Raw genomic sequence first — 413 nt, 5'->3', positions numbered from 1 at the left:
GTTTGAGTTTCTCGTGGCAGTAAAGATGCAATACTAAAGTCAATTAATTTAACTTGTTTGGTTTCGGGATTAATTAGAATATTGGCGGGTTTGATGTCTTTATGAATAACGCGCTGATGATAGAGTATATCTAAGGTATTGCACAGTGCGATCGCTATTTGGAAAAACTCCGTGAGATTTCGTAGGCTTGACCCTGTTCCCCATTCTTTCAGAGAAATCCCCCCAAAGTCTTCCATCACCAACGCATAGCCATTTTGATAGGGTTCCAGGCTATAAGTTTGGATGATTAGAGGTGAGTTAAGATTTTTGGCAATGGTGTATTGATTCCGAAACTGCACCAGTTCGCTAAAACTGGGATAAGGATTTTTCAGCAGTTTAATCACTACAGGTAATGAGTCAGTTTCTCGATAACC

At 39.7% G+C, this 413-nt stretch carries 1 protein-coding gene; it reads right to left on the bottom strand.

The features are described 5' to 3' along the window. Window positions 1–413 (bottom strand): serine/threonine protein kinase (locus V7K30_RS15190; RefSeq protein ID WP_335000494.1); only part of this gene is annotated, 413 nt, incomplete at both ends.

It is taken from the genome of Nostoc sp., from assembly GCF_036917655.1.
Classification (GTDB): Bacteria; Cyanobacteriota; Cyanobacteriia; order Cyanobacteriales; family Nostocaceae; genus Nostoc.
This window is presented reverse-complemented; position numbering and strand designations above follow the sequence as displayed.